Origin of the sequence: Chelativorans xinjiangensis (genome assembly GCF_009812055.1) — a bacterium.
GTDB lineage: Bacteria > Pseudomonadota > Alphaproteobacteria > Rhizobiales > Rhizobiaceae > Chelativorans > Chelativorans xinjiangense.
Window position 1 is genome coordinate 1 of the sequence record NZ_WQNH01000011.1, and the last position, 21,543, is coordinate 21,543.

25 protein-coding genes are annotated in these 21,543 nt (G+C 65.4%); 13 read left to right on the top strand and 12 right to left on the bottom strand.

Going from position 1 to position 21,543, the window contains the following annotated elements; genetic code table 11:
* The first annotated feature begins 167 nt into the window (after positions 1-167).
* The gene (locus GM910_RS09640) at positions 168-569 is read left to right on the top strand and encodes a hypothetical protein (RefSeq protein WP_246225942.1); all 402 of its coding nucleotides are present in this window, start codon (positions 168-170) and stop codon (positions 567-569) included.
* 2 nt (positions 570-571) lie between these two features.
* Here the strand turns inward: GM910_RS09640 and glyS are convergent, their stop codons facing one another.
* Complete coding sequence (gene glyS, locus GM910_RS09645; RefSeq protein WP_159587312.1) at positions 572-2,953, bottom strand: glycine--tRNA ligase subunit beta; 2,382 nt, start codon at positions 2,951-2,953, stop codon at positions 572-574.
* Between the two features lie 542 nt (positions 2,954-3,495).
* Between glyS and GM910_RS09650 the strand changes: the two genes are divergently transcribed.
* Entirely contained in the window at positions 3,496-3,693 is a 198-nt protein-coding gene (locus tag GM910_RS09650; RefSeq protein ID WP_159587313.1) for a hypothetical protein, read from the top strand.
* Positions 3,694-3,696: 3 nt separating this feature from the next.
* Here GM910_RS09650 and GM910_RS09655 read toward each other — a convergent pair whose 3' ends face one another.
* Together GM910_RS09655 and GM910_RS09660 are read right to left on the bottom strand one after the other, a co-directional pair.
* A complete protein-coding gene (locus GM910_RS09655) occupies positions 3,697-4,647 on the bottom strand; it encodes a glycine--tRNA ligase subunit alpha (protein WP_201285455.1) in 951 nt (316 codons plus the stop codon).
* 174 nt (positions 4,648-4,821) lie between these two features.
* A complete protein-coding gene (locus GM910_RS09660; protein ID WP_246225944.1) occupies positions 4,822-6,753 on the bottom strand; it encodes a tetratricopeptide repeat protein in 1,932 nt (643 codons plus the stop codon).
* Here GM910_RS09660 and GM910_RS26920 point away from each other — a divergent pair.
* The gene (locus tag GM910_RS26920; protein WP_201285470.1) at positions 6,752-6,895 is read left to right on the top strand and encodes a hypothetical protein; all 144 of its coding nucleotides are present in this window, start codon (positions 6,752-6,754) and stop codon (positions 6,893-6,895) included. The genes GM910_RS09660 and GM910_RS26920 overlap by 2 nt on opposite strands.
* Before the next feature lie 40 nt (positions 6,896-6,935).
* Here GM910_RS26920 and GM910_RS09665 read toward each other — a convergent pair whose 3' ends face one another.
* Positions 6,936-7,952: a polyprenyl synthetase family protein gene (locus tag GM910_RS09665; protein ID WP_159587489.1), complete on the bottom strand. Its 1,017-nt coding sequence runs from the start codon at positions 7,950-7,952 to the stop codon at positions 6,936-6,938.
* A 158-nt stretch (positions 7,953-8,110) separates the two neighbouring features.
* On the opposite strand from GM910_RS09665, the gene GM910_RS09670 reads away from it, so the two are divergent.
* From GM910_RS09670 to GM910_RS09705, 8 genes are all read left to right on the top strand, one after another.
* The gene (locus tag GM910_RS09670; RefSeq protein WP_159587315.1) at positions 8,111-8,335 is read left to right on the top strand and encodes a putative signal transducing protein; all 225 of its coding nucleotides are present in this window, start codon (positions 8,111-8,113) and stop codon (positions 8,333-8,335) included.
* The gene (locus tag GM910_RS09675) at positions 8,316-9,113 is read left to right on the top strand and encodes a tRNA1(Val) (adenine(37)-N6)-methyltransferase (RefSeq protein ID WP_159587316.1); all 798 of its coding nucleotides are present in this window, start codon (positions 8,316-8,318) and stop codon (positions 9,111-9,113) included. Before GM910_RS09670 ends, GM910_RS09675 begins: the two co-directional genes overlap by 20 nt.
* Positions 9,114-9,194: 81 nt before the next feature.
* Entirely contained in the window at positions 9,195-10,055 is an 861-nt protein-coding gene (locus tag GM910_RS09680; RefSeq protein ID WP_159587317.1) for a S49 family peptidase, read from the top strand.
* A 107-nt stretch (positions 10,056-10,162) separates the two neighbouring features.
* Positions 10,163-10,348 carry a hypothetical protein gene (locus GM910_RS09685; RefSeq protein WP_159587318.1) on the top strand — a complete coding sequence of 62 codons (186 nt, stop codon included), beginning with the start codon at positions 10,163-10,165 and terminating at the stop codon, positions 10,346-10,348.
* Between the two features lie 10 nt (positions 10,349-10,358).
* Positions 10,359-11,240: a 4-(cytidine 5'-diphospho)-2-C-methyl-D-erythritol kinase gene (locus tag GM910_RS09690; protein ID WP_159587319.1), complete on the top strand. Its 882-nt coding sequence runs from the start codon at positions 10,359-10,361 to the stop codon at positions 11,238-11,240.
* Positions 11,233-11,769: a molybdenum cofactor biosynthesis protein B gene (gene moaB, locus GM910_RS09695; RefSeq protein WP_159587320.1), complete on the top strand. Its 537-nt coding sequence runs from the start codon at positions 11,233-11,235 to the stop codon at positions 11,767-11,769. Before GM910_RS09690 ends, moaB begins: the two co-directional genes overlap by 8 nt.
* A gap of 129 nt (positions 11,770-11,898) precedes the next feature.
* Positions 11,899-13,053, top strand: coding sequence for a PA0069 family radical SAM protein (locus GM910_RS09700; protein ID WP_159587321.1), 1,155 nt, complete (start codon positions 11,899-11,901; stop codon positions 13,051-13,053).
* A gap of 151 nt (positions 13,054-13,204) precedes the next feature.
* Complete coding sequence (locus tag GM910_RS09705; protein ID WP_159587322.1) at positions 13,205-13,864, top strand: ribonuclease HII; 660 nt, start codon at positions 13,205-13,207, stop codon at positions 13,862-13,864.
* A 6-nt stretch (positions 13,865-13,870) separates the two neighbouring features.
* Here GM910_RS09705 and GM910_RS09710 read toward each other — a convergent pair whose 3' ends face one another.
* Positions 13,871-14,440, bottom strand: a complete 570-nt coding sequence (locus tag GM910_RS09710; RefSeq protein ID WP_159587323.1) for an NnrU family protein — start codon at positions 14,438-14,440, stop codon at positions 13,871-13,873.
* A 134-nt stretch (positions 14,441-14,574) separates the two neighbouring features.
* On the opposite strand from GM910_RS09710, the gene GM910_RS09715 reads away from it, so the two are divergent.
* Positions 14,575-15,312: a TetR/AcrR family transcriptional regulator gene (locus tag GM910_RS09715; RefSeq protein WP_159587324.1), complete on the top strand. Its 738-nt coding sequence runs from the start codon at positions 14,575-14,577 to the stop codon at positions 15,310-15,312.
* A 100-nt stretch (positions 15,313-15,412) separates the two neighbouring features.
* Here GM910_RS09715 and GM910_RS09720 read toward each other — a convergent pair whose 3' ends face one another.
* The 6 genes from GM910_RS09720 to GM910_RS09745 form a co-directional block, all read right to left on the bottom strand.
* Positions 15,413-15,892, bottom strand: a complete 480-nt coding sequence (locus tag GM910_RS09720; RefSeq protein WP_159587325.1) for a F0F1 ATP synthase subunit B — start codon at positions 15,890-15,892, stop codon at positions 15,413-15,415.
* A 9-nt stretch (positions 15,893-15,901) separates the two neighbouring features.
* Complete coding sequence (locus GM910_RS09725) at positions 15,902-16,474, bottom strand: F0F1 ATP synthase subunit B (protein WP_159587326.1); 573 nt, start codon at positions 16,472-16,474, stop codon at positions 15,902-15,904.
* 67 nt (positions 16,475-16,541) lie between these two features.
* Complete coding sequence (locus GM910_RS09730) at positions 16,542-16,766, bottom strand: F0F1 ATP synthase subunit C (protein WP_008595464.1); 225 nt, start codon at positions 16,764-16,766, stop codon at positions 16,542-16,544.
* 74 nt (positions 16,767-16,840) lie between these two features.
* The gene (locus GM910_RS09735; RefSeq protein WP_159587327.1) at positions 16,841-17,590 is read right to left on the bottom strand and encodes a F0F1 ATP synthase subunit A; all 750 of its coding nucleotides are present in this window, start codon (positions 17,588-17,590) and stop codon (positions 16,841-16,843) included.
* 47 nt (positions 17,591-17,637) lie between these two features.
* A complete protein-coding gene (locus GM910_RS09740; RefSeq protein ID WP_159587328.1) occupies positions 17,638-17,985 on the bottom strand; it encodes an AtpZ/AtpI family protein in 348 nt (115 codons plus the stop codon).
* Between the two features lie 227 nt (positions 17,986-18,212).
* Positions 18,213-19,304 carry a cell wall hydrolase gene (locus GM910_RS09745; protein WP_159587329.1) on the bottom strand — a complete coding sequence of 364 codons (1,092 nt, stop codon included), beginning with the start codon at positions 19,302-19,304 and terminating at the stop codon, positions 18,213-18,215.
* 297 nt (positions 19,305-19,601) lie between these two features.
* Here GM910_RS09745 and GM910_RS09750 point away from each other — a divergent pair, with 297 nt between their 5' ends.
* On the top strand, positions 19,602-20,126 hold the full coding sequence (locus GM910_RS09750) for an OsmC family protein (RefSeq protein WP_159587491.1): 525 nt from the start codon (positions 19,602-19,604) through the stop codon (positions 20,124-20,126).
* Here the strand turns inward: GM910_RS09750 and der are convergent.
* Positions 20,123-21,541: a ribosome biogenesis GTPase Der gene (gene der, locus GM910_RS09755; protein ID WP_159587330.1), complete on the bottom strand. Its 1,419-nt coding sequence runs from the start codon at positions 21,539-21,541 to the stop codon at positions 20,123-20,125. The two genes, GM910_RS09750 and der, sit on opposite strands and share 4 nt — an antisense overlap.
* Between the last annotated feature and the right edge of the window lie 2 nt (positions 21,542-21,543).

The window sequence follows — 21,543 nt, forward strand, 5'->3', positions numbered from 1 at the left end:
CCGCCGCGCCGCGCCAGGCGAGCGCGCCCGCGGCCGCCGCACCAGCGCCGGCCGCGCCCCCGTCGCCGGTTGTCAGGAGACCCGAATAAGCCGGCTTGACTGCCCTGCCCCTCCGGCGCAACGTCCACCCGTTCGATTGGTTGAGAGGGCGGGCGATGCTCACATTCATGAAGATACTGCACCTGTTCGGCCTCATGCTGGGCGCCGGCGGCGGCCTGGGAAGTATGATGGTCGGCATCCAGGCGAAGCGCGCGGAGGGACCGCCGCCGCCCGCGCTCCTTGCGCTCAGGAAGAACTTCGCGCTTGCTGCCCTGACAGGCGTCCTGCTCCTCTGGGTGACGGGCCTGTGGATGTGGCTGGTCGACTACAGCGGCGCTTGGCTCGGCACCGCCTTCGCGCTGAAGCTCCTCGCCGCGGCAGCCATCCTCGCCATCCTCATCGCCGCGCGTATCGCCATGGCGCGCACCGCGCCTGGCAGCCCGCCTCCGGCCTTCCTCCAACGGCTGGGGCCGATCTCCGGCCTCTTGTCTTACATCGCCGTGGCGCTGGCGGTGATCGTCTTTACCTGAATTTAACCGGCGATCTTCGAAAAGTCGGCCACCTGAACCGTCGCCTCGCGGATGCGGGACAGAAGCGCTAGGCGATTGGCACGAAGTGAATCATTCTCGACATTTACGAGAATATCTTCAAAAAACGAGTCAATCGGTCCGCGAAGGCCAGCCAGCGCCTTCATGGCGGCGGAAAAGTCTTGCTTTTGAATCGCTTCGCCGGCTTTCTTCTCAGCTTGATTCACAGCCTCGAAAAGTCGAATCTCTGCCCCTTCTTTCAGCAGCGCAGGGTCGACGGCCCCGGCAATCCGCGTGCCCTTCTTCTCCTCGATGTCAACGATGCTGGCGGCACGGTTGGTGCCGGCGAGCAGGTTCTTGCCATCCTCGGTTTCGAGCAGTTCCGACAGGGCCTGGACGCGGCGGACGATGAGGAGGAGGTCGTCATTCGATGAAGGTCCGATCTCCCCCCTTGTGGGGGAGATGCCCGGCAGTGCAGAGGGGGGCAACGTGGAGCGCTCCCCTTCCCCCTTGGCTGGCGGAGATGCCGGCGGGACAGCGCCCCCCTTTGCCGGCTGCGCCGACATCTCCCCCACAAGGGGGGAGATCGGGCGCCCGCTTGCTAGCACCGCGTCGATGAGATCGTAACGGGCGCCCTGGTCACGGAGGTAGACCTTCAAGCGGTCGTGGAAGAAAGAGAGGAGGTCATAGGCGTAGGTATCAAGAACGTCCTGACCATCCACCTTCCTCACCGCCTTGCCAATTACCGTACGGGCTGTCGGACTAGCGATGATCCATTTTGAGAACTGGAGGATGTTTAGACCCACCTCATTCTCCACCACAATCCGGATCACCCCCAGCGCCGCCCTCCTCAGCGCGTACGGATCCTTGCTCCCCGTCGGCTTCTCATCGATCGCCCAGAAGCCCACCAGCATGTCGAGCTTGTCGGCCAAGGCGACTGCCACCGACACCGGGTCCGTCGGCACCACGTCGCTCGGCCCCAGCGGCTTGTAGTGCTCCTCCAGCGCCGCGGCCACGGAAGCATGTTCCCCTTGCAGTTCGGCGTATTTTCGCCCCATCGCCCCTTGCAGCTCTGGAAATTCCCCCACCACCTCCGTCGTGAGGTCCGCTTTGGCGAGCACCGCCGCGCGCTCGGCCAAATCCGGGTCGGCACCGACGATGGGCGCCAGTTCGCGCGCCAGCCGCCGGATACGCTCCACGCGCTCACCTTGAGTGCCCAGCTTGGCGTGGAAGGTGACGTTCAGGTGGTCGAGCCGCGCCATGCGCTGGTCGAGCGGTTTGTCGAGGTTAAGGCCGAATTTTTCCGCCGACTCGTTCAAGGTGGCGAGGTCCGGCAGGTCGGCCTGGTCCGTCTTCCAGAAATAGAACGCGTCGGAGAGCCGGGCGCGGACCACCTTGCCGTTGCCGTAGGCGATCTCCCTGCCGCCGTCCCTGGCCTCGATATTGGCGGTGATGACGAAGCGGTTGGAGAGCGTCCCCGCCTCCCGTCCTGAGCCCGCCGAAGGGGGCCGGGTGACGAAGCACTTCTGGTTGGCGCGGATCGTCAGGCGGACGACCTCGGGCGGGATCGCCAGATAGTCCTCCTCGAACTCGCCCATCAGCACCACCGGCCATTCGACAAGGCCGGAAACCTCTTCCAGAAGCCCCTCGTCCTCCACCAGTTCCAGCCCGTTGGCAAAGGCCAGGTTCCTGGCGTCGTCCAGGATCATGCGCTTGCGGCGTTCGGGGTCGAGCACGACCTTGGCCTTCTCAAGGCTCGCCACATAGTCGTCGAAACGGCGCACGGTGATCGCCTCGGGCGCGTGGAAGCGGTGGCCGTAGGTGACGTTGCTAGAGCGGATGCCGTCGACCGCGAAGTCGACCACCACCGGCTCCTCCGTCTCCGGGCCGAAGGTGCACAGGATAGACTGCAAGGGGCGCACCCAGCGAAGCGATCCGGGATTCTTCGAGGCCGCCCCCCAGCGCATGGATTTCGGCCACGGGAAGTCGCGGATGATGCCGGGCATCATCTCGGCGACAATCTCTTCGGCGGCCCTCCCCTTCTTCTCGATCACGGCGACGTAGAAATCGCCCTTCTTCGGGTCCGTCTGCACCTTGGCCTCACCGACGGAGGAAAGACCGGCCGCCCGCAGAAAGCCTTGAACCGCCTTTTCCGGCGCATCGACACGCGGCCCCTTGCGCTCCTCGCGCACATCCCTGGAGCGGACGGTGACGCCGCGCACGTCGAGCGTCAGCCGGCGCGGCGTCCAGTATTCCTGGCAACCCTCATAGGTCAGCCCTGCTTCCACCAGACCGTCGGTGACCAGCTTCTTAAGGTCGCCCGCCGCCTTGCGCTGCATGCGGGCGGGGATTTCTTCCGAGCGAAGTTCAAGAAGCAGGTCGGGCATCGGTCAATTCTTTCGTGAGGGTCCGGCGCGGCAATAGCAACTCCTCTCCGCCCTGTCACCTTTTTGGATCGCAATCCGATACGTGACAACGCATACGGCTGCGTCCAGGACGTGATGAGATTGGGGGCCGGTCGTCCCAACCGCCGTCATCCCGGAAGCCGGAGCGACAGCGGAGGTTGTCCGGGACCCGTTCCGGAACGCCAACGTCACGGAATGGGTCCCGGCCCTCACTTCGTTCGGCCGGGATGACAGCGGTTGGGACGACCGGCCCCTAATCTCATCCCGCACCAGACGTCAAAAAAAATCACCCGTCATGTCGGACCGGTGAATACATACCCGTCCTCGGGACGAAATCTCCCATGAACCTGCAAGGCGCGCTGAAGCGGCGGTCGCTTCAGACAGGGGAGTCTTGCGCGGTGAACGGCATCTGAACGGCGCTGCCACGCCCGGTTCAGCCGCAATCCGCACAATGGGGGAAGGATGAACTTTCCGGACGGCCAGGAGGAAAAGAGGCCGGAAAGTTCGGGAGAAGGACAGGGACGATGAAAGCCGCTTCGACGCTCATTCAGGTCTTCGCACTCAGCGCCTGCCTCGCCGTGCAGGCCTCGTCGAGCGGCGAACTCAAAATGGCCGGTGTGCGCCGCGCGATCCAGACGATCGCGGCAACCGGTGCCTCCACGCAGCTCATGCTGCCGGTCGAAGCGATGGCCGCCGACGACGGCGCCGCCTTCGCCGCCTGACCCTCAGGCAGCTTCCGCCAATCCGCCCGCTTGCGTCTTCAAAAACGCCTCGCCGCAGGCCTTCGCCAGGTCGCGCACGCGCAGGATGTAGCTCTGCCGCTCGGTCACGGAGATGACGCCGCGCGCGTCCATGAGATTGAAGACGTGGGAGGCCTTGATGCACTGGTCGTAGGCTGGGAAGACCATCCTGTGCAGCGCGGAATTGTCGGTGGAGGACGGCGCGCCCGCCGCCAGCAGCGCCCGGCATTCCTTCTCCGCATCCTCGAAATGGCGGAAGAGCATGGCGGTGTCTGCATATTCGAAATTGTGCCGCGAATATTCCTGTTCCGCCTGCAGGAAGACCTCGCCATACGTCACCTTGTCCGGACCATCCAGCCCGTTGAAGTTGAGGTCGTAGACGTTGTCGACGCCCTGCACATACATGGCGAGCCGCTCCAGCCCGTAGGTAAGCTCGCCCGAGACCGGCGCGCATTCGATACCACACACCTGCTGGAAATAGGTGAACTGCGAGACCTCCATGCCGTCGCACCAGCATTCCCAGCCGAGCCCCCAGGAACCCGTCGTCGGGTTCTCCCAGTCGTCCTCCACGAAGCGGATGTCGTGAGTGAGCGGGTCGAGACCGATGGCCGCCAGCGAGCCTAGATAGAGCTCCTGGAGATTGGAGGGGTTGGGCTTCAGGATCACCTGATACTGGTAATAGTGCTGCAGCCGGTTGGGGTTTTCGCCGTAGCGGCCGTCCTTCGGCCGACGCGAGGGCTGCACATAGGCGGCGTTCCACGGCCGCGGCCCCAAGGCGCGCAGCGTGGTGGCCGGATGCAGCGTGCCGGCGCCCACCTCCATGTCATAGGGCTGCAGGATAACGCAGCCGCGCTCCGCCCAGTAGTTGTGGAGCGTCAGGATAAGGCCCTGGAAAGAGCGGGCGGGATGCATGTGCGGCAGGGGTTCGGCGTTCACACGGGCGTCTCCGGCGATTGCGGGCGTTTCGTCCTATTGCGCGGGGGTGGAGGCGTCAAGCGGGGTAGCGAGTGCCTATTTAGCGATCGATTGTCCGCTTTTCGGCCGAACTTCCAAATGGAGATGCCTTCGCCCCTTCGCGCCCCCCTTTTGCCCTGAGCTTTGTCGAAGCCGCTACTCTCCTGCCGGCAGTTTCAGCTCCTGCCCCGTGCCGACGCGATCCGGATTGCCTCGCAGGAACGGGTTCAGTTCGAGGATGTCGTGGTAGCGGTTCCCGTCGCCCAGTTCTTCCACGGCGATGGACCACAGCGTCTGTCCCGGCTTCACCGTGTAGGTCCGCGTCGCAGCCGCATCCGCCGGCCCGCCGGCTTTCCCAGCACTGCCGTCGTTCATCGCGTTGCGTGCCGTGCCGGCGGCGTCTGCGAGCTTCTTGCCCTCCTCGGGCGGCAGGCCTTCGGACATCTTCTTCTCGACCTCGGCCAGAAGCTCGGGCTCGGGATCGAGGCTGAGTGCATGCGACCATTGATAGCGCGCCTCCAACTGGCGGCCGACACGCCAATAGGCGTCGCCCAGATGGTCGTTGAGCACTGCGTCGTCCGGGCGCAGGGAGACGGCACGCTCCAACTGCTCGACCGCCTTATCATACTCGCGCAGCCGGTAATGCGCCCAGCCGAGCGAATCGACGATGTAGCCGTCGCTCGGGCGCAACTCCACGGCGCGGCGGATGAGGTCCATCGCCTCCTCCAGGTGCATGTTCATATCGACCCAGGAATAGCCGAGATAGTTCATGACCTGAGGATGGTCGGGGTAGAGCTCCAGCGCCGTCTTGAAGTTCGGCTCGGCCTTCTCCCATTCCTTCAGCCGCTCATAGGCGATGCCGCGCTGGTAGAAGATGTTCCAATGCTGGCGCTCCGGTTCCTCGACCTGGGCCACGGCACGGTCGTAGAGGTCGGCTGCTGAGCGGTAGTCCTTCTGTGCGGCATAGACCCCGCCGAGGGCGAGATAGGCGCGCATGTCGGACGGATCGGCGTCCAAAACCCTCTTCAGATGGTCGACCGCCTCGTCGTTGCGATCGAGGTCGGCGAGGTTCAGACCGATCTGGAACTCGGCGATGCGCGCCCATGGCGAGCTTTCGTCGATTTGCTCATAGAAGGCGATGGCGCGCTCGGCTTCCTGCTGCCTTTCGGCCACTTGCGCGAGCTGCAGGAGGATGGCGTCGTTGCCGGGCCGCAGCGCCTCCGCGAAACGAAGGTAGAGCCGGACAAAGGCATCGCCGCCGCCGCTGGCAAGCTCGGTGGCGATGTTGAGCAGGATTTCCGAGGCTCCTCCAGCGGGTGCGACCACCGGCGGGACGAGCGTTTCGCCGGCCGTCAGCCGCTCTCGCAGCACGGGAATGGAAGCGACGGCGCCGCCCAGCTCCTCCGCCTGGTCGAGCACCTCTATCGCTTTCTCCGTCTCGCCAAGTTGCGACAGATGGGCGGCATAGGCCTCGCCCAGGCGGCCAAGCGTCTCGGGCGCCACGGAGCGGGGCGCGATCCCGCCGAACAGCCCCTCGAAGGCCTCCGTGGCTTGCGTTTCACTGCCGCCCTGGCTCAACATCAGTGCACGGTGGTAGTCCTTGAACAAACCGTACCAACTCGGCCCCTCGAGACCATCCAGATAGTCGAGCGCGCCGTCCAGGTCGCCCTGCCCCGCAATGGCCCAGGCGGTCATGATGCCGGTGATCAGCCGGTCGAGGTCGGACTCCACGACGATCTCCAGCCAACGCTCGGCGGCGGCGAAATCGTCCTTGCGAAGAGCGTCCACGGCAAGCGTCAGCCGCGAGAAGCGCTCCACCTCCGGCTCGGACTTCAGTCTCTCGGCGTGGGGCAGCGCCTCGTCCAGCCGGCCCTGCCAGACGAGCGCCAGGAGCAGGTTCTGTTGCAGAGCTACGTTGTCAGGATCGTAGGAGAGCGCGCGTTCGTAATAGGTGGCAGCGCTTTCCAGGTCATCGTCGGCTTCCGCCGCCCTGCCGGCAAGATAGGCGCCGGAGAAGGAATGCGTGGGCACGGTCTCGACCGGCTTCACGGTCTCTTTGGCGAATCCCGCATCGAGTGAGAACGCCATGAACGCCACCAGTGCCGCGGTCGCTTTCAAACCTGTTTTCATCCGCCGCATTTTATCCCTTCTGTCCGGCCGTACCCGCTGCAGCGCCCGGCAGCGCTGGAAGGCTGTCCCCTATGGCAAGAGCATGGCCTTTTTGCGATGAGGCTTCAACGTGTAATGGCAAATTTCCGGCCGGTCGCCGATCACGTCACCCGGCTGATGCAGAAATCGATGACGTCGAAGAGCGCCGCCTTCTGCGGCGTGGACTTCAGGGGCGCCAGCGCGTCGCGGGCGATCTCGCCGAAATGGCGGGCGCGGCCGATCGTGTCGCCGATTGCGCCATGCTTGTTCATCAGCCCGATGGCCTTGTCGAGCGCGGCACCTTCGCACTCGTTCTTCTCGATGGTGCGTTTCCAGAAGTAGCGCTCCTCCTCGGAGCCGCGGCGGTAGCTCAGGATCACCGGCAAGGTCACCTTGCCCTCGCGGAAATCGTCGCCGATGTTCTTGCCGAGATCGCTGCTGTTGCCGCCGTAGTCCAGCGCATCGTCGACGAGCTGGAAGGCGAGGCCCAGATTGGCACCGAAGGAGCGGAGTGCGGCGCGGTCGTTGCGCGAGGCCTCGGCGATCACCGGACCAACCTCGGCCGCGGCGGAAAAGAGCGCGGCGGTCTTGGCCTTGATGACTGCCAGATACTCGTCTTCCGTCGTCTCCAGGTTCTTGGCCACGCCAAGCTGCATGACTTCGCCTTCGGCGATGACGGAGGCAGCGGCGGAAAGAATATCGAGCGCGTCCAGAGAGCCGACATCGACCATCATGCGGAAGGCCTGGCCAAGCAGGAAGTCGCCGACCAGAACACTCGCCTGATTACCCCAGATCATGCGCGCGGTCTTGCGGCCGCGCCGCATGTCGCTCTCGTCCACCACGTCGTCGTGCAGAAGCGTGGCCGTGTGCATGAACTCCACGCTGGTAGCGAGCTTCACGTGGCCTTCGCCCGCATAGCCGAACATCTGTGCCGCGGCCAGCGTCACCATGGGGCGGAGGCGTTTTCCCCCGGAGGAGATCAAGTGGCGGGCAAGCTCGGGGATCAGTTCCACGTCCGAGCCGGCCTTGGAGAGGATGAGCTCGTTGACGCGCCCCATATCGTCCTTGGTCAGGTCGATCAGACCCTCGATCGAAGCCGCACCGCGCTTGCCGCCTTCGAGATTCACTACGACGCCCACCGGGAGATCCTCCATTCCACTGGTTTCCGGGCAGACGCCCGGTGCGGACTGTATGGCCGCAATCGCCCTTGCCGCAAGCGGCGAATTGGCGCGTCAGGCGGGTTAGGACAACCGCTCGGCATTTACAAGCGCCGGTCGACCTGCCAACGTCGCTGCCCATGATCGAGCTTATCCGCACCAACGACGCCGTCACTATCTCCTTCGTCGAGAGCCTGCTGCGCGATGCCGGCATCGACTACCTGGTCGCCGACCAGAACATGAGCATCATGGAAGGCTCGCTCGGGGTGCTGCCTCGCCGCGTGCTCGTCGATACGGAAGAGGTGGAAGCGGCGCGGCGACTTTTGGCCGATGCCGGCGTGATGGATGGCGGCGACGCCGGCTGAGCCGATGCGCGAAGCGATGGCCTTCACCACCGACGCCTTCCACCGCGGCCGATTCCATCTCGTTCAGCCTGCGGGCAAGGGCCACCGTGCCGGCCTCGACGCCATGCTGCTCGCCGGTGCGGCGCCGGAAGGCTTCAGCGGGCTCCTGGCCGATATGGGCGCCGGGGCCGGCGCGGCGGGCTTTGCCGTCGCCGCGCGCTGCGCAGGGGCGCACGTCGTCCTGGTGGAGCGTGCAGCGGAGATGACGGCCTGCGCACGCGAAAGCCTCGCCCTGCCGGAGAACGACGCACTGGCGTCCCGGATTACCGTCGTCGAAGCGGATGTGGAGCTCTCCGGCCGGGAGCGGCAGGGCGCAGGGCTTGCCGACCGATCCTTCGACTTCGTCGTCATGAACCCGCCCTTCAACGCGGCGCGCGACAGGGCGACGCCGGATACGCTCAAGCGGCAGGCGCATGTGATGGAGGATGGTCTGTTCGAGCGCTGGCTGAGGACGGCGGCTGCCATCGCGAAGCCCGGCGCCGGGCTGGCGATCATCGCCCGCCCTGGCTCGATCGTCGAAATCCTCTCCGCGCTTGCTGGCCGCTTCGGCAGCCCGGAGGTCCTGCCCATCCACCCGCGCCCGCAGGTGGAGGCGATCCGTATTGTCGTCAGGGCACGCAAGGGCGCGCGAGGAGGCCTGCGCCTTCAGCCGCCGCTCGTGCTGCATGGAGAGAGCCATGGCTTCACGCAACGCGCCGAGATGGTGATCAACGGCCGGGCAACCCTTTTTGGCGATTGACGTTCATTCAGCCGGGCGCCATTGCGCGGCGCCGGCAAATGCCTACATGACAACCGACCCGAGGCACTGGAGACCCCGCCATTGAAACAGTTGCTGTCGCGCCTTCTGCCGAAATCGCTCCGTTCCGACATCGTCACCATCCCCGTTGTCAGGCTGCAAGGCACCATCATGGCCAGCGGCAGCCCGTTGCGCCAGCACCTTTCGCTCGCTTCCACCGCCGGTCTCATCGAGAAGGCATTTTCCTATTCGGCGCCGGCGGTAGCGATCGCGCTCAACTCTCCCGGCGGCTCGCCGGTGCAATCACGCCTCATCTACAAGCGCATCCGCGATCTGGCGGAGGAGAAGAAGCGGAAGGTGTTCGTCTTCGTCGAGGACGTGGCGGCTTCCGGCGGCTACATGATCGCGCTCGCCGGCGATGAAATCATTGCCGACCCCTCTTCCATCGTCGGCTCCATCGGCGTCGTGTCGTCCGGCTTCGGTTTCCAGGAGATGATCAGTAAGATCGGTGTCGAGCGGCGCCTGCACACGTCTGGCCGCAACAAGGCCATCCTCGACCCCTTCCAGCCGGAGAAGAAGCAGGATGTAGAGCATCTCAAGGCTATCCAGGAAGAGCTGCACCAAGCCTTCATTGCGCTGGTGAAGGAGCGGCGCGGGGCCAGGCTCGCCGATGACGACGACATTTTCACCGGCCTGTTCTGGAGCGGCGAGCGGGGCCGCGCGCTCGGCCTCGTGGATGTGCTGGGCGACATGCGCTCCTATCTGAAGAGCCGTTACGGCAACAAGACCCGGCTCAAGCTGGTGAGCCAGCCGCGCGGCCTGTTCGGGCGCCGGCTGACGCTTTTCAGCGCGGCGACGCAAGGGGTCGACATCGCCGCCGCGGCCACCGACGGGCTTCTGCAGGCGGCCGAAGAACAGGCGCTGTGGCGCCGCTACGGACTGTAGAGCGCCGCGCATCCGATCCCGATTTTTCAGGCCGGTGCTGCAGCCCTTCCTTTGCACCTTTCGGCAAACAGGCCTATCATGGAATGACCGCCAGGGAGGCAACACAGATGCCGCAACTGATCTTCTTCTCCCTCATCGCCTTCGTGGCCTACTACGGCTACAGGGCCTTTGTGCGCGAGGCCGAGCGGGTGACCCAGCGGGCCGAACGCGCCCGCAGGGAAGCAGCAACAGGTAGCATGGGCACGCTCGTCAAAGACCCGGAGACGGGCGAATACCGGCTGGCGAAAGACTGAGACGACCTTCATGCCGACAAGTCTGGAGCGCGCCGCACCGGCGAAGGTCAATCTGGCGCTCCATGTCACCGGGCGCCGCGCCGACGGCTATCACCTCCTGGAAAGCCTTGTCGTCTTCACCCGCCACGGCGACCGGGTGCGCGCCTCGCCGGCGGAACGCGACACCTTCTCCCTTGCAGGCCCCTACGGTGCGCAGGTGCCGCGCGACGCGGAGAACCTCGTGCTGCGCGCCCGCGATCTGCTGCGCCGGCATTTCGGGGCGGAGAAGCCCGTGGCGCTGACGCTGGAGAAGAACCTGCCGGTCGCCTCGGGCATCGGCGGCGGATCGAGTGATGCGGCCGCCGCGCTTCATCTGCTTTCCCGCCACTGGCGCATCGCCGCCGGACAGCGCGATCTCGCAAAGATCGCCCTGGCGCTCGGTGCCGACGTGCCCATGTGCCTGGCGTCCCGGCCGCTTCTGGCGCGCGGCATCGGCGAGGCGCTGGAGCCGGTCCGCCTGCCGGCACTGCCGCTCCTCCTCGTCAATCCCGGGCAGATGCTCGCCACGCCGCATGTCTTCGCCGCGCTCGAAAGCCGCGACAACGCCCCTCTCCCGCCCTTTCAGGGCGGCGATGACGTGTCCGACGTCGTGCACTGGCTCGGCTCGGTGCGCAACGATCTGGAGGCGCCGGCGCTGGAGCTTGTGCCGGAGACCGGCGTTGCGCTGAAGGAACTCCTGTCGGAAGGCGCGCTGATTGCCCGTATGTCCGGCTCGGGCGCTACCTGCTTTGGTATCTTTAAGACGGAGGGACAAGCACAGGCGGCCGAAAAGGTTATTGCCGGCCGCCGTCCTGAGTGGTTCGTTCAGGCGACGATAACCACGCCTTCCGCGGAGGCAACCCACAATGGCTGACCGCAGCTTCATCCCGGTGCGCTTCGCCGTGCTCACGGTCTCCGACAGCCGCACGCTCGACGACGACAAATCCGGCGACACGCTCGCCGAGCGCATTGAGGCCGCGGGCCATCACCTCATCGACCGCGCCATCGCCCCCGACGAAATAAAGCGTATCAGCGACATCGTCAGCGCCTGGTGCGTCGACAGCGAGATCGACGCCGTAATCACCACCGGGGGCACGGGCTTCACCGGCCGCGACGTGACGCCGGAGGCGCTGGAGCCGCTGTTCGACAAGCGCATGGACGGCTTCTCGCAGCTCTTCCACCGCATCTCCTTCGACAAGATCGGCACCTCCACCATCCAGTCACGCGCCACGGCAGGCCTTGTCGACCAGACCTTCGTCTTCGTGCTGCCCGGCTCGCCCGGCGCCTGCCGCGACGCCTGGGACCACATCCTTAAGGACCAGTTCGACTACCGGCACATGCCCTGCAACTTCGTCGAGATCATGCCGCGCCTCGACGAGCACCTGCAGCGCGGTGGCGGATAAAAGCCGCCGCCTCCACCCGAGCCGTTATACCTATCCACAACCCCCGCAAAAAGTTCTTGCTTTGTTCTCATTCCTAAAATAGGAATAGATTCATCGACACTGATCGACGATTCGCGGAGGTGCAGAGCCATGGACCAGATTGCGCGGGCAGATCTTGCCGCCTCTAAGGGTGGTGGCGCGGCGATGGCCAATGCGATGATCGAGGAAGCGGGCCTGCGCGTCGGCGAGGATCGCCGCCGCGGGCGCGCCGCCGGCATCAACCCGACGGGCCGCTTCGAGCCGCTCACGCGGCACGTCTTCGACGACGGGTGGGAGACGCTGGAGGATCTGCCGCCCTTCAAGACAGAAGTGCAGGTGGAGAAGCCGCGCACCATCATCACGCGCAACACCTCGCCCGATATCTCCTTCGACCGCTCCATCAATCCCTATCGCGGCTGCGAGCACGGCTGCGTCTACTGCTTTGCGCGGCCGACGCACAGCTATATGGGGATGTCGCCCGGTCTCGATTTCGAATCGCGGCTGTTCGCCAAGCCGGATGCGGCGCGGCTTCTGGAAAGGGAGCTTTCCAAGCCCGGCTACGAGCCGCGCACCATCGCCATCGGCACCAACACCGATCCCTACCAGCCGGTCGAGAAGAAGTGGCGCATCATGCGCGAGATCCTCGAGGTGCTGGAGGCACACGGGCACCCCGTAGGCATCGTCACGAAATCGGCGCTGGTCACGCGCGACATCGACATCCTGTCGCGCATGGCCGAACGGGGACTTGCCAAGGTGGCCCTGTCGGTGACCACGCTCGACCGCAAGCTTGCGCGCACCATGGAGCCGAGGGCGGCCACGCCGCCGCGCCGGCTGGAGGCGCTGCGCAGTTTGAGCGATGCCGGTATTCCCGTCTCGGTGATGATCGGCCCGGTGATCCCCGGCATGAACGACAGCGAGATGGAGCGTATCCTGGAATCGGCCTATGCGGCAGGCGCGCGCGAGGCCGGCTACATCATCCTGCGCCTGCCGCTGGAAGTGAGCCCGATCTTCAAGGACTGGCTGCTGCGCCACTATCCGGACCGCTACCGCCACGTCATGTCGCTTATCCGTTCCATGCGCGGCGGCAAGGACTATGATGCCGAGTGGGGCAAGCGCATGAAGGGAAGCGGGCCCTATGCCTGGCAGATCGGCCGCCGCTTCGAGATCGCGGCTAAGCGCATCGGCCTCAACGTCCAGCGTCGCAAGCTGCGCACGGATCTGTTCAAACCGCTCAACGGCCAGGGGGAACAACTCGTGCTTCTTTGAGTTTGGCTTCGGATAGGCCTTAGCGTTTATGCTTTCCATGTCTTCCCGTCGCGAGCCCGTCCCCCGGCCCGACGGCGCCTTCCCGGTTTTCTCCGCCCCCTGACCGGGAAAGGCTTGCGGAGAATCGGAAGCGATGCGAGCATCGCCGACAATGGCTCCTTCGCATTCCGATTCTCCGCTTCTCTTCGACCTGCCGGTGCGCCCCGACTTCGTGCTGGAAAATGGCATCATGCGCGATGGCCACGCGCCTGTGGCGGGCCTCGACGAGGCCGGACGCGGGCCGCTGGCCGGTCCCGTGGTGGCGGCGGCGGTGGTGCTCGACCCCGAGCGCATTCCGAACGGTCTCGATGATTCGAAGCGGCTTTCATCGGAAGCCCGCGAGGGCCTGTTCCTCGACATTTTCGAGGCAGCGCTTTCCGTTTCCGTCGCCTCGCTCTGCGCCAACTCCATCGACGGATCGAACATTCTCAAGGCGAGCCTGGAGGCCATGCGCCGGGCGCTGGACGGCCTGTGCATAAGCCCGGCCTATGCGCTTGCCGACGGGCGCGACGTGCCGCCGGGCCTTACCTGCCCCTGCCGCGCCATCGTCAAGGGCGATCAGCGCTCGCAGTCCATCGCCGCTGCATCCATCGTCGCCAAGGTGGTCCGCGACCGCATGATGGTGCGTACGGGCGCGCTGGTGCCGCACTATGGCTTCGACAGCCACGTCGGCTATGCCACGATGCGCCACCGCTCGGCAATCGCCGAGCATGGCCCCATCGCGCGCCTTCACCGCATGAGCTTCTCGCCCTTCAAACCGTTCGAGGTCTGAACCTTCTCAAAGAGGCGATACGCCGAAGAGCACGCGATGCAGCCCGCCGACGAAGACGACGTAGACGAGCAATCCGCCGACCACCGCGATCACGTCGTTCCTCAATGAAGCTGCCTTGGAAGATGCGGCCCCCTGCGGTCGCCGCGTCACCGAAGCCCAGTCGGCAACCGCCCAAAGGGCAACGCCTCCGAAAAGGAACAGGTCCGCCAGCGTGCCGTTGGCGAGAAGATGCGCCGCCCCCCAGAGGATGGTGGCGATGAGCATGGGATGGCCGATGGCGGCCTTGATATGCCCTGGAGCGTAAGCCGCAATGAGGAGCGGAAAGACCGGCAGCATCAAGAGCAGCGTTGCGTGCCGCAGCGCTAGAGGCGGCGCGTAGAGAACGGTCGGATCCTGCCGCGCCAGCCCGTAGCCCCAGACGATCAGCACCAGGCCGATGATCGAGGCGATGGCGTAGGGCAACATCCAGGCGCCCTTGCCGCTGGCTGCCACGACGTTCTCCCGCAGATGCGGAGCGACCATGATAAGCGAGTGCGTTCCCAGGAACAGCAGAAGACCGAGGATAAGGACCAGCATGCGACTTCCTCCGCTTCCCGCTCCGCCCAGCCCCGCAGCCGCGACATGAGCGGCTTCAGGCGCCTCACTTGCGCCACTCACTAATGTTAGATACTCTAACTAACGTTATTAGCAATTTCGTGTCAACACACCCGATGACCAGACAAGCCGTCACCGCAAAGCAGACGATGAGCCGGAGGGAAAAGCTCCGTGAGGCCACGCTGGTGGAAATCCGGACAACCGCGCGCACGCTGCTCGTCACCAAGGGGAGCACCGCAGTCACCGTCAACGCCGTCGCCCGCAAGATGGGGATGAGCGGTCCGGCACTTTACCGCTACTACGCCAGCCAGGCCGAACTGATCGAGGCGCTCAGGGCGGATTTCTATCGCGAATTGATCGCCAAGATGCGCAACGCCGGCGAAAGCCGCGCCGGCACGGCCGGCTGCCGGCTCTTGGCCATCTGCCGCGCCCTGCGCGGCTGGGCGGTTGCGCATCCGGCCGAGTTTCGCTGGCTTTTCGCCAGCCCCGCGCCCCCGCTGGAAGAGCGGCGGTGCGATCCGTCGGCAAGCGGGTCGGGCCAGGCCTTCGGCCTGGTGTTCCTGGAACAGGTGGTGGAGATCTGGCAGACGCGCCGCTTTCCCATCCCCAGCCTCGAAGACATGGACCCCTCGATCGCCAGCCAGCTTCGCGCCTATTCGGAGAAAATCGGCGGGAGCCTGCCGCCCGAGGCGGCCTACATCTTCCTGTCCTGCTGGATGCGGCTCTACGGCCTTCTATGCATGGAGGTGCTCAACCAGATAAGCTTCGCCTACAGCGACTTGGAGCCGGTCTTCGAGGAGTGTCTGCAGGAGCTGTGCGGGCTGCTGGATATTCCCTATGAAGCGCGGGCTTGAGAGGGGCCGGGCGGCCGCGCACCGACACTTCCCCCATCAACAAACAAAAATGCCGCCGGAGACCGGCGGCATTCGGTGATCCCGGAGAACGCGAAGCCTCTCAGTTCAGCTTCGACTTCACTTCCTCCAGCGAATTGTCGAACAGCGCCCCGCTCACCTTGCCGTCCACCTTCTCGGCCAGGATGCTGCTGGCCGCGGCGACCGCCACATCGACGGCGCGCGCGCGCACCTCGTTCACGGCGTCCTGCTCGGCCTGGGCGATCTTCTGCTCGGCCAGCGCGGTGCGACGGGCGACGTACTCTTCCGTCTTCGTCTTCGCCTCGGCGACGATGATCTTCGCCTCGCGCTTGGCGGCGGCGACCATTTCCTCCGCCTCCTGCTCGGCTTCCTTGCGCTTGCGCTGATACTCGGCCAGAAGCTGCTGAGCCTCCTCGCGCAGGGCACGTGCCTCGTCGAGCTCGTTCTTGATGCGCTCGGCCCGCTTGTCGAGCGCGCCGTTCAGCATCGCCGGCACCTTCAGATAGGCGAGAATGGCGAGGAAGATGATGAGGGCGATCAGAGCCCAGAATGTCGCGTCCATGGCCTTCTCCTACTGCCGTGCAGCCTTGACGGCGGCGGCAAGCGCCTTCTTGTCGACCTCGCCGCCGACAAGCTCGCCAACGATGGCGCCGGCGGTCTCCTCGGCGATAACGCCGACATCGGCAAGGGCCGTGGCCTTGATGTCGGCGATGCGGCCCTCGGCGTCTTTCAGCTTGGCATCGAGCGCTTCTTCCACCTTGCGGCGCTCGGCCTCCGCCTCGGTCTTGGCACTATCGCGCGCTTCCTGGGCGATGCCGCCCGCCTTCCTGCGGGCCTCGGCCAGTTCCTGCTCGTAGGCCGCCACCGCCGCGTCCGCCTCGTCCTTCATGCGCGCGGCCTCGTCGAGGTCCTGGGCGATGCGGTCGCGCCGCACTTCTAGGATACCGGCGATGCGCGGCAGTGCCACCCGCTTCAGGAACAGGTAGAACAGGCCGAAGGTGATCGCCAGCCAGAGAAGCTGCGAGGGATAGGTCTCGGTTTGGAACGGCGGAAAGCCCCCGCCGCCGTGGTCGGTGTCCTCCACGGTATGGGCTTCGTCCAATGCAGGCGGTGTTTCCTGCGCGAACCCCGGTGTCACAAACATACGCTTCCCCTGTTCACATCGGCCGGCCACGCATCCCGTGGCCGGCATTGCCAGCGATGCCGCGCTCTTAGGTGAAGAGCAGGAGGAGTGCGACGAGCAGCGAGAAGATGCCGAGGGCCTCGGTCACGGCGAAGCCGAAGATGAGGCGGCCGAACTGGCCGTCGGCGGCCGACGGGTTGCGCAGGGCGCCCGCCAGATAGTTACCGAAAATGTGGCCGAGGCCGATGCCGGCGCCGCCCATGCCGAGGCAGGCGATGCCCGCGCCGATTGCCTTCGCTGCTTCTACTTCCATCTTGCAACTCCTTGTGGATCGTAGCTTTTTCAAACTGCCTGGATTGTGGCGGAGAGACCCGCCGATGAAGCTTCCTAGTGGCCGGGGTGCAGTGCGTCGTTGAGGTACATGCAGGTCAGGACCGCAAAGACATAGGCCTGCAGGAATGCCACCAGAAACTCGAGACCGGTCAAGGCCACCGTCATGGCGAGCGGCAGCACGGCGCCTGCGGCACCCGCCACGCCGAACGCCCCAAGCGAGGTGACGAAACCGGCAAAGACCTTGAGCGTGATGTGGCCGGCCAGCATGTTGGCGAACAAACGCACGGACAAGCTGACAGGCCGGGAAAGGAAGGAGACCACCTCGATCGCCACCACCAGCGGCATCAGCACGCCGGGCACGCCGTCGGGCACGAACAGCTTCAGGAAGCCGAACCCGTGTTTCCAGAACCCGTAGACCAGCACCGTGCCGATGACGAGTATGGCAAGCGCGAAGGTGACGATGACGTGGCTGGTGACGGTGAAGAAATAGGGGAACATGCCCAGAAGGTTGGCCACCAGCACAAACATGAACAGCGAGAAGACGAAGGGGAAGAACCGCATCCCATGGCTGCCTGCCGCATCGCGCAGCATGGAGGCGATGAACTCGTAGGCCATCTCGGAGATGGACTGCAGCCGGCCGGGTACCAGGCCGCGGCTCGACGTCGTCAGGAAAAGAAAAGCGCCGGCGCCGGCCACCGTGGCGACCATGAAGGCGGAAGCGTTGGTGAAGGAAAAGTCCAGCCCGCCGATTTCGATCGGAATCCATTTCGAGATCTGAAACTGGTGGATCGGGTCTGTGGCCACTGGGAGCCCCTCGCTTTCACGCAGCGGCCAAGCGCCGCTTTCCTTCCTTAAAGATCGTCGTCGCCCTTCTTCGGCGCCTTCGATCCAAACTCGGCAATCAGCCCCGCGGAACGCAGGACATTGAGAATGCCCGCTCCGAAACCCAGGAGCAGGAAAACGATCAACCCCCAAGGCGACGTTCCGGCCATCCGGTCGATGAACCAGCCCAGCGCCACACCGACCACGACGCCGGCGATAAACTCGCTGGAGAGCTTCAGCGCATTCGCGAAATCGCTCTTACCGCCCCTCTCCGCGCCCTCGCCGCCGTTCGGCCTTTCCCGCCGCCTGGCTGCCAGCGCCGCATCGAGGTTGCGCCGGCGTCCGTCCAGATCGCCCGGCTTTCCTCGATTGGCCACTGCAACCTCCGCACCAGCTACCGGTCAGCTTCCGTCGCCTCAAAGTCGCGCGCAACATAGAGAGCGGCCCGGCGCCAGTCAAGCCGCGCGACCCCGACTCCAACAGAGCATTTTCTACAGTAGTAACAATATGTTAGCTAGGTGCGACAAAGCGCCTTCGGCGGTGCACACTCTTCGCCCGGCGGAATCGGGCGCTTTTGCGTGCCAAGCCCGGCCCACGCGTATGCTCAGTTCCAGCCGCCGCCATAGGTGCGGTAGAAGATGTGCTGGCCGATCTTCTTCATGCGCTCCATGGCCGAGGCCCAGCGCGGGCGCACATAAGTGGCGTGGTAGTGGGTGGAGGAGCCCACGCCTTCGAGCCAGATCTTGCCGGCGGTGACGGCCATCGCCACCTGCTCGGCCGTCTCGAAATGGCCGGGGCTTTTCACGCGATCGCGGATGCCGTCGCAAGCGAAGGAGAACTGGCAGCGGTTGCGCCACTTCTCGTTCTGGTAGACGACGCCGCAGATGGAGTCCGGATAGACGGGATTGCGGACGCGGTTGAGGATGACCTGGGCGACCGCCGCCTGCCCCTCCACCGGCTCGCCGCGCGCCTCGAAGTAGATACCGGCGGCAAGGCACTGCTGCTCGCGCTCGGAAAAGACGGCGGCGGGAAGCGGCTGGCGTGCCCAAGGATGATCGCTCGGCGGCACCGGCGGGACGAAGCGCCCGTCGTTCTCGTCGCGCAGGATGCTGGCAAACGGCGAAGCCTTCGCATAGTCGGGCTCGGGCGGTGCATAGGCGGTGGCCAGGACGTCGGCCTTCTCATTGTTCACGAGGCTGGCGATCATGGACGGCAGCGCGGGCCCGGCCGGCTCGTCGTGTTTCAGGTGAAAGGCGGAGGCGATCTGCACTTCCTGGCCTTCTATCTCCGGCTTTACGAAAGCCATCAAGGTATCGCCCGCCTGCGGGGGTGCCATGAGCACGGCGCTCTTTTGCTGAAAAATCGAGCCGGCGTTGAAGAGCCTGGGCGGGGCCATGGGAAGGGTCTTGACCACACGTCCTTCCTTGTCGGCGCGGTTGATACGCTCCTCGTCCGGCGTGGCCGCCCCCTTGCCCTTGGTGCGGAAGGCAACCTCGCCGATGCCCGGCGCAGCAAGCCCGGAGCCGGAGATCGCGCCAAGCTTGGCGTCGGCGCTGGCAAACGGCATCTCCGCCTGGTGAACGGAACCGGCCACCGAACGTTCGATGACGGCGGCCCAACGGTTAGCGCCTTCCTGATTGGCGATCAGGCTCGTCATATCCTGATAGGCGGCAACGGTCGGAAAGCCGATCCACATGCCGAAGCCCACCAGCAAAGGAGAAAGAAGAGAACGATTCCGGCCGAAAAACCGACGCAGCCACTCTACACCCGAAACAAGCACCCGACCCCTCACTGAAACGCGCGCAACGCCAACTGCCGGGCAAGCTATTTCATTAACCTTGACCACCCGTTAACGACCGAAACGAAATTGAATCCACCCCGCACAGGCAGCAGAACCGCCACAGAGCGCGGCGGCGCCCGCGACAACTTGATGCGACGGCCGCATCGCATGAGGTATGCTGCGCCGGCGGCGGGAAACGGGAGGAGAAAGATGATGGATGCCAGCACGCTGCGCGCCCTTCAGGCGCCGATCAAGGAACGCTACAAGTCCGATCCGCAGGCCGCCCGCATAACGCTTCGCGCCAGCGGCACGCTCGACGAGCAGAATGTCGCCTGCAAGGTGGAGACCGGACGGGCACTCGCCGTTGCCGGCCTGCACCCGGCGACCGGCGGAACGGGCCTTGAGCTTTGCTCCGGCGACATGCTGCTGGAGGCGCTGGTGGCGTGCGCGGGCGTAACCATGAAGGCTGTGGCGACGGCACTGGAAATCCCGCTTCACGCTGCCGCCGTGTCGGCGGAAGGCGATCTGGATTTCCGCGGCACACTGGGTGTCGCCAAGGATGCACCGGTGGGCTTTGCGCAGATCCGCCTCAGCTTCGACGTCGAGACCGACGCGCCACAGGAGAAGCTCGACCAGCTCCTCAAGCTCACCGAGCGCTACTGCGTGGTCTACCAGACCATCCGCAGCGGCCCGCCGGTCGAGGTGAGACTGCAGCGCTCGGGCAAGGCCGGCGCTTAATCCCGCCGGCGCTTGGCGCGCCCCGCATAGGGGTTGTCCGACGTGCGCAGGGCGATGCGGATGGGCACGCCAAAGATGTCGAAGGCCTCGCGCAGGCCGTTCACGAGGTAGCGCACATAGGCTTGCGGCATGGCTTCCGGGCGCGAGCAGGACAGCGCGAAGCCGGGCGGCCGCGTCTTGATCTGCGACATGTACTTCACCTTCAGCCGGCGCCCGGCCACGGCGGGCGGCGGATGCCGCGCGGTTGCCGCTTCCAGCCAGCGGTTGAGCGGACCGGTGGGTACGCGCCGGTTCCACACCGCGTGGGTGGCAAGGGCGGCCTCCATCATCTTATCGAGGCCGCGGCCGGTCTCCGCAGACACGGGTACCGCCCTCAGTCCACGCGCCTGCGGCAACAGGCGTTCCGTCTTCTCGCGCAGCTCGGCCAGTGTCTGCTCGCGGTCCTCGATCAGGTCCCATTTGTTGAAGACGACGACGGGGGCGCGGCCCTCGCGGATGACGAGGTCGGCGATCTGCAGGTCCTGTTTGTCGAAGGGCATGGTCGCATCGAAGACGATGATCACCACCTCGGCAAAGCGGATGGCGCGCAGCGTCTCGGCCACGGACAGCTTTTCAAGCTTGGCCTGCACGCGCGCCTTGCGCCGCATGCCGGCGGTATCGAACAGCTTTATGCCGCGCCCGCGCCAACGCCATTCGACGGAGATGGAATCGCGCGTGATCCCCGCCTCCGGTCCGGTCAGCATGCGCTCCTCGCCGATCAGCGCGTTTATCAGCGTCGACTTGCCTGCGTTGGGCCTGCCGATCACGGCGACGCGGACCAGCTTGTCCGGGTCGTAGGCCGGCTCCTCCGCATCCGCGTCGATGTCGTCGCCTACCAGCGCCCCGTCGGTAAGCACCTCCGTCTCCGCCTCCTCAGCCATCTCACCGGCCACGGCGGCGATCGCGTCGCGCAGTTCCGCCATACCGTTCCCATGCTCGGAAGAGACGGCGACAGGCTCCCCGAGCCCCAGGCTCCACGCGTCCAACACGCCGGCTTCGGCACTGCGCACATCCGTCTTGTTGGCAACCAGCACGACCGGCTTGCCCTTGCGGCGCACGATCTCGGCGAAGGTCTGGTCGTCAGGCAACAGCCCGGCCTTTGCATCGATCATGAAGATGACGAGATCGGCCTCGTCGATGGCGATCTCCGTCTGCATGCGCATGCGCGCTTGCAGCGTGGGGGCGGCAGCGTCCTCCAAACCGGCCGTGTCGATGACGTCGAAGCGCAGATTCTGCAAGCGCGCTGGATGCACGCGCCGATCTCGCGTCACGCCGGGCGTGTCGTCGACGAGCGCTATCCTGCGTCCCACCAGCCTGTTGAAGAGGGTCGACTTGCCGACATTCGGCCGGCCGACAATGGCGACCTTGAATGCCATGG